The 1,180-nt window shown below is 69.3% G+C and carries 3 protein-coding genes; all 3 read left to right on the top strand.

From position 1 onward, the window contains the following. The first annotated feature begins 128 nt into the window (after positions 1–128). Positions 129–449: a metalloregulator ArsR/SmtB family transcription factor gene (locus AB0M20_RS44765; RefSeq protein WP_364307699.1), complete on the top strand. Its 321-nt coding sequence runs from the start codon at positions 129–131 to the stop codon at positions 447–449. After that, positions 446–886, top strand: coding sequence for an SRPBCC family protein (locus AB0M20_RS44760; RefSeq protein WP_364307697.1), 441 nt, complete (start codon positions 446–448; stop codon positions 884–886). Before AB0M20_RS44765 ends, AB0M20_RS44760 begins: the two co-directional genes overlap by 4 nt. Further along, positions 883–1,180, top strand: a 298-nt coding sequence (locus AB0M20_RS44755; RefSeq protein ID WP_364307695.1) for a dihydrofolate reductase family protein, incomplete at its 3' end; no start/stop codon positions are given. The genes AB0M20_RS44760 and AB0M20_RS44755, both read left to right, overlap by 4 nt.

Here is a 1,180-nt window from a genome sequence, read left to right as displayed (position 1 = left end):
CGCGAGCTGACCGCCGAGGCGGACGGCACGGTGACGGTCGAGCTGGACCTGCCCATGCCCGGCGTCGCCCTTCTCATTGTTCAACCAGCTGGTTGACCTTTCGCGGATCCCGGACTACGTTCAACCACGTGGTTGAACAAACTATGGACGCGGTGTTCCACGCCCTCGCACACGAGGCCCGCCGGGACATGCTGCAACGACTCGCCGACGGCGACCTCACCGTCGGCGAGCACGCCGCACCGCTCGTGATGTGGTTCGCGGCCGCGTCCAAACACGTCAAGGTGCTCGAAACCGCCGGCCTGGTGAGCCGCACCGTCACCGGCCGGCGCCACGTCTGCGCCCTCCAAGCGCAGCCACTGGCCGACGCGGCCGGCTGGCTGCGGTTCGCGGAACGGTTCTGGACCGAACGCCTCGACAACCTCGACACCCTGTTCCGGGAGGAATCATGACCGCCGTACACCTCACCCGCACCTACCCCGCCCCGCCCGCGCGGGTCTACCGCGCCTGGCTCGACACCGACCTGCTCGCACAATGGATGCGCCCCAACCGGGTGCCGCTGACCAAGGCCGACATCGACCCGCGACCCGGCGGCCGGTTCACCATCCACGACGCCGACAACAGCGGGTTCGAAGCCACCTTCGTCGAGCTCGACGAACCGTCGAAACTGGTCCTGCAATGGGCCTTCGTCGGCCCCGACCGCGACAAGGGCGGCGTCGAGGACTCCCTGCTCACCATCACGTTCGAGCCGGCACCCGACGACGCCACCCTGCTCACCCTGCACCACGAACGCCTCGACTCCCTCGCCGCGACCCTGCCGCACGTGGCAGCGCAGGTGCAGAACGGGTGGAGCATCGCCCTGGACAACCTCGCGGAGGTGTCGCTGTGAAGGTCGTCGCGGACGAATGGATGAGCCTGGACGGCGTCATACAGTCCCCCAGCGGCCCCGGCGAGGACCCGAGCGGAGACTTCCCGCACGGCGGCTGGCACATGCGCTACTTCGAACCGGTGTCCCAGCAATGGGTCCTCGACGGCTTGCACGCGGCCACGGCCTTCCTCTACGGCCGCCGCACCTACGAGGCGTTCGCCGCCCACTGGCCGCACGCCGGCCCCGACGAGCAGGTGGTGGCCGAGCCGATCAACACCAAGCCGAGGTACGTCGCCTCCCGCACCCTCACCGACC

The sequence above is a fragment of the Actinoplanes sp. NPDC051633 genome (genome assembly GCF_040681735.1).
In the GTDB taxonomy this organism is placed as follows: Bacteria; Actinomycetota; Actinomycetes; order Mycobacteriales; family Micromonosporaceae; genus Actinoplanes.
This window is presented reverse-complemented; position numbering and strand designations above follow the sequence as displayed.